This window comes from Gemella sp. 20925_1_85 (assembly GCF_041433735.1).
Lineage (GTDB): Bacteria > Bacillota > Bacilli > Staphylococcales > Gemellaceae > Gemella.
On sequence record NZ_JAPWCC010000048.1, the window covers coordinates 1 to 5,110 of the forward strand.

The 5,110-nt window shown below is 30.8% G+C and carries 6 protein-coding genes and 1 pseudogene; 5 read left to right on the forward strand and 2 right to left on the reverse strand.

The genetic code is table 11. The annotated features are described in order from the left end of the window. The 4 genes from O3884_RS08870 to O3884_RS08885 form a co-directional block, all read left to right on the forward strand. On the forward strand, positions 1-615 hold a 615-nt coding region (locus O3884_RS08870), incomplete at its 5' end, for an SSURE domain-containing protein (protein ID WP_371453016.1). 377 nt (positions 616-992) lie between these two features. Beyond that, positions 993-1,682 carry a response regulator transcription factor gene (locus tag O3884_RS08875; RefSeq protein ID WP_371453018.1) on the forward strand — a complete coding sequence of 230 codons (690 nt, stop codon included), beginning with the start codon at positions 993-995 and terminating at the stop codon, positions 1,680-1,682. Positions 1,683-1,701: 19 nt separating this feature from the next. Then, positions 1,702-2,733, forward strand: a complete 1,032-nt coding sequence (locus O3884_RS08880) for a sensor histidine kinase (protein WP_371453020.1) — start codon at positions 1,702-1,704, stop codon at positions 2,731-2,733. A gap of 44 nt (positions 2,734-2,777) precedes the next feature. After that, positions 2,778-3,035: a metal-sensitive transcriptional regulator gene (locus tag O3884_RS08885; RefSeq protein ID WP_371453022.1), complete on the forward strand. Its 258-nt coding sequence runs from the start codon at positions 2,778-2,780 to the stop codon at positions 3,033-3,035. 140 nt (positions 3,036-3,175) lie between these two features. Here the strand turns inward: O3884_RS08885 and O3884_RS08890 are convergent, their stop codons facing one another. Continuing rightward, positions 3,176-3,481, reverse strand: a complete 306-nt coding sequence (locus O3884_RS08890; protein WP_371453024.1) for a rhodanese-like domain-containing protein — start codon at positions 3,479-3,481, stop codon at positions 3,176-3,178. A 94-nt stretch (positions 3,482-3,575) separates the two neighbouring features. Beyond that, positions 3,576-3,881 carry a rhodanese-like domain-containing protein gene (locus tag O3884_RS08895; protein WP_371453026.1) on the reverse strand — a complete coding sequence of 102 codons (306 nt, stop codon included), beginning with the start codon at positions 3,879-3,881 and terminating at the stop codon, positions 3,576-3,578. Between the two features lie 315 nt (positions 3,882-4,196). Between O3884_RS08895 and O3884_RS08900 the strand changes: the two are divergent. After that, positions 4,197-5,110, forward strand: a pseudogene (locus O3884_RS08900) (hypothetical protein); the annotation flags it as partial.

The window sequence follows — 5,110 nt, forward strand, 5'->3', positions numbered from 1 at the left end:
AAAGCATCAGATAAAGCACCATGGTCAGATAATGGATCAGCGAAAAATCCAGCGCTTCCTCCAGTAGAAAAATTAGGACATGGATTATACTTCTATGAAGTAGACTTGGCAGGAACACAAGGAAAATCAGATAAAGAATTATTAGATTTATTAAAAGCAAATGGAACACAAAGCTACAAAGCAACAATCAAAGTATACGGTGAAAAAGACGGAAAAGCAGATTTAACAAACTTAGTAGCTACAAAAGAGGTTACCGTAAATCTTCATAAAGAAGCTATGGAAATGGAGAAAAAACCAGGTGAAAATATGATGACAGATCATAAAAAACACGATTTAATGGAATCAAATATGAGTGAAAAACCTATGGATATGCATAAATCAGATGACATGACTATGAAAGCACACATGGATAAAGATATGAAAGCGAAAAATATGAGTGCTCATATGAACAATGGCATGATGAAAAAAGGAATGTTACCAAAAACAAGTGCAGCTCCAGAAGGAACAATGAATGCAACAAACTCAACAAATTCTTCAACTACAGGAATAGTAGGATTAATCATCGCTAGTCTATTAGGTTTATTAGGACTTAGAAGAAAAAATGAAATCGACTAAATAGAATGGGAGTGACTCAAAAATCGTGATTTCAGAGAAATCGATTTTGTCGAGTCACCCCCGCACAGTTTATTAGATATCTAAAAAGCTTTTATAAAGCGAATTTAGATATCAATAAACCACTGCGTCTACGAGTTCTCATATGAACTTTGTTAAATTTTAGGACTTTGGGGTAAGCCTCATGTATTAAACGATTTAAATCAGTGTGATTTGATAGTAGTCTCTTTTATAAAATTTTTTGAATATCTAGAATTATGTGGGGAAATCTCAATTAAATTGATATTTTTAAAATAGTAAGAGATAGTACCTTGCAGAATTTAACAGAATAGTGCTATACTTTAAATGTATAGTGCTATTTTGTTAGGAGGAGTAAAGATATGATGAATAAAATTTTATTAGTAGATGACGAGATAGAAATAACGGAGATAAACAAAAGATATCTAGAACAGGGTGGTTATGATATAGATATTGCTAATGATGGTAAAGAAGCATTAGAAAAATATAAGAGAAATAAGTATTCTCTAATTATTACGGATATAATGATGCCAAATATGGATGGCTATGATTTGATTAGTGAAGTACAATATTTGGATGCAGAGCAACCTTTTTTATTTATAACTGCCAAAACAACTGAGCCAGATAAGATTTATGCTTTGAGCATGGGGGCTGATGACTATATAGTTAAGCCGTTTAGTCCTAGAGAATTAGTATTAAGAGTTAGGAACATATTACGTCGAATTGAAAAAAGTAGTACAGATAGTATTTCGGCTTTAGGGGATTTAGAAATAAATTATAATAGTAGAATAGCAATGGTCAATGGAAAACAACTAGACCTAACGGTGAAATCTTTTGAATTATTATGGTTATTAGCTAATAATCCAGAACGTGTTTTTTCTAAAACAGAATTATATGAAAAAATATGGCACGATGAATATGTAGAAGATGCGAATACATTGAATGTGCACGTGCATTCTTTAAGGAGAATATTAATGAAATACTCTACAGAGAAAACACCAAATATAAAGACAGTGTGGGGACTAGGATATAAAATGGAAAGACAAGTTTAAAAATGGAAAGGAATATAGAATGAAATTAAGAGATTATATTATTGTTGGATATATTTTGTCATTTTTAATAACTATAGCTGCTGTATTTTGGGCTTCAAACCAAATGTTAATTGAAAAAAAAGATACCTATTTTATTGTTGCAATTACTGTGATTGCGGGATTAATCGGTGCGACTATAAGTCTAGCATTACTAAAAGGTGTGTTTAAATCATTAGATGTGCTAAAGAAAAAAACAGTAAATATAAGCGAGAAGAGATTTGATATCAGTGATGAAGTGATACGTCCAGTCGAATTTAGAGATTTATCTATTGCATTTGATGATATGGCGGAGCACTTAAAAGAAAGTTTTGAATCACTAGAACAAAGTGAAAAAGAAAAATCTCTTATGATTGCCCAACTTTCTCACGATATAAAAACTCCTATAACTTCTATTCAATCAACAGCTGAAGGAATGTTAGATGGTATAATAAAAAAAGATGAATACAAGTACTATTTAGAAACAATTTGTCGTCAAACAACGAGATTAAACAAATTAGTTGAAGAATTAAATTATTTGACGCTAAGTGTGAAAGAAACTGATTCTGCAGATAAAAAAGAAACAATATTTTTAGATAAATTATTAATTGATTGTATGTCTGAATTTAAGTTAAGAGCAGAAAAAGAACAAAGAGATATTTTTATTAAAGTTATACCGGAAAATGCAAAAATAGTAAGTAATTATAATAAATTACAAAGAATAATAGTTAATTTACTAGGTAATGCATTTAAATACTCACCAAGTGGAACAAAAATCGAAATAGTTGCTGAAATTAGTGATGAAATGCTTTCTATTTCTATAATTGATGAAGGATGTGGTATAAAAAAAGAAGAACTTGATAATATTTTTAAAAGATTATATCGTGTTGAAGCATCAAGAAATATGAAAACAGGTGGTTATGGGTTAGGTTTAGCTATAGCGAAACAACTAGCTACGCAGCTCAATGGAGACATTATAGTAGAGAGTGAATATGGGAAAGGGAGTACATTTACTTTGAAAATTTTGACAAAATAAACTATTCAATGTATAATGAAAAAAAATATACTGAGGAAAAACATATGTCAAAGTCAAAGTACATAACGCGTTTAAAACGTTCTGAAGGACAGCTTAGAGGAATTCAAAAAATGATAGAAGAAGAGCGAGATTGTATGGACATAATGATTCAACTAAGTGCAGTTCGTTCTAGTGTTGATCGAGTTATTGAATTATTAATAACAGAAAATCTTATGGAATGTATTAATAACCCTACAGAAAATCCTGAAGAGCATAAGAAAAGAATAGAGAAAGCTATACAGTATCTAGTAAAAAAGAAATAGTATACTAAATTAGTAATAAAAGTCTTGATTCAAAATTATTTTGAACCAAGACTTTTATTTTTTGAGATGTATTAATTTTTATAGAGAATTTCAATCTAGTAATTGTTCGTTGTTTTTTTACTAATTGGTTGTTTAATTCTTTATTTTGTTTCTCCAGGCCAGTTATTCATACCACCCTCGATATTTATAACATCGAATCCTTGTGCATCAAGAAAATCATATGCTTTAGCTGAACGTCCACCTGCTTGACAAATTACATAGTATTTTTGATCTTTATCTAATTTAGAAAAATCTGCTCCTAAAGTACTTAAAGGGAAATTTTCAGCAGAAGGTATGTGACCAACGGCATATTCATGAATTTCTCTTACGTCAATAATAGTGAGTTTTTCACTACTATTATTAGTGTATTTCTCATAAAAATCTTTCATTGAAATATTGTTTTTCATAGTTGATTCCTTTCAATATTATTAAATTTAACTACTGTATTAATCTGGAAAATTACTGTGTTTTTAATAGAGTTAAATTATCTATAGTCTAATTTTAAACTATTTTACCTCTCCATGCATGCATTCCACCTTGAACATTAACAACATCGAAGCCTCTTTTTTTAAGTTTTTTTGCGGCAAGTTTACTTCTTGCTCCAGAGTGACAAATTACATATGTTTTTTTGTCTGCTACTGGAGTGTAACTGCCAATTTCATTTAGTGGAATATTTTTTGCATTTTTTATATGGCCTCTTCTAAATTCACCAGGTGTTCTTACGTCTATTAATTGAATATTTTGTTTAAGTTTTTGTTCCAGTTCAATAGTAGAAATACTATCTACTTTTGTGAATAAAAAAAACATTTTTCTTACCTCCTATATACCCCTATAGGGTATATTAAAACATGAATTGAAATCTTTGTCAAGGATGATGATTGTATAATTTTAAATATTTCAGATTATATGTAAAGGAAAAATTATCAGCTGTTGAAAGAAATGTATATAGCAATTAGAGGTGAGAATTACTTATCTCTTCGGAAAAGTGAAAATAATTATATGGAAATAACTTTCATTTTTTCAGGAATTATATGCTTGACAAAATAGAAAAATAGGAGAATAATGGAAGAGAAAATGACCTTCATTTTTATAAAAACAACCAACAATTTAGGAGGAAATTAAATGAAAAAAATAACAAAGGTAGCTACTGCCAGTGTACTATTATTTACATTAGCGAATCCACTAGCTGTATTTGCTGAGAATATGGGAGGTAATGTTTCAGAAACAAGTAGTAATAAAACAACACAAGATCTTACTATTACTTCAGAAGAAATCAATGGGGATATAGTTTTTCATGTAACTGCAGTTAGAGATACTTATGAAGCAATTGTATATGCCACAATTAATGGGAATAATTATACTTATAATCTAGGTAATCTAAAAAAAGGTCAAGTATCAAAAATAGTTCAACCAGGTGTAAGTATTAACAACAATAGTGCTTCTATTACAAAAGAAAGTAAAAAAGAAAAATCACTACCAAATACAAGTGTAGTAAGAGAATTAGTACAAAAAACAGTATTCTATAATAATGAAATAAATGGAAATATAGTTGAAGCAAAAGTTGTCTATAAAGTATATGAGCTAATAGAAAAAAATCCAACTTTAAATGAAGGAACAAAATATGTTCCAAAAAGTAAAGTTAAAGAAGGTGCTATTGTAAAACCAGAAGTATTAGTAAAACCAGAATATAAAGAACTTTTGGGTGGGGCAATAGTTGAACCTACCGTACAACCAGAATTACCAAAAGCAGAGGAACCAGCGGTACTAGCGCCAAAAGTGGAGGAACCAGCAGCTCCAACACCAAAAGCGGAAGAGCCAACGACTCCAGCACCGAAAGCAGAAAAACCAGCAGCTCCAACACCAAAAGCGGAAGAGCCAACAACTCCGGCGCCAAAAGCGGAAGAACCTACAACACCAGCGCCAAAAGTAGAGGAACCAGCAGCTCCAACACCGAAAGTGGAAGAGCCAACGACTCTGGCGCCAAAAGCAGAGGAACCAGCAGCTTCAACACCGAAAGTGGAAGAACCAGCGGCACC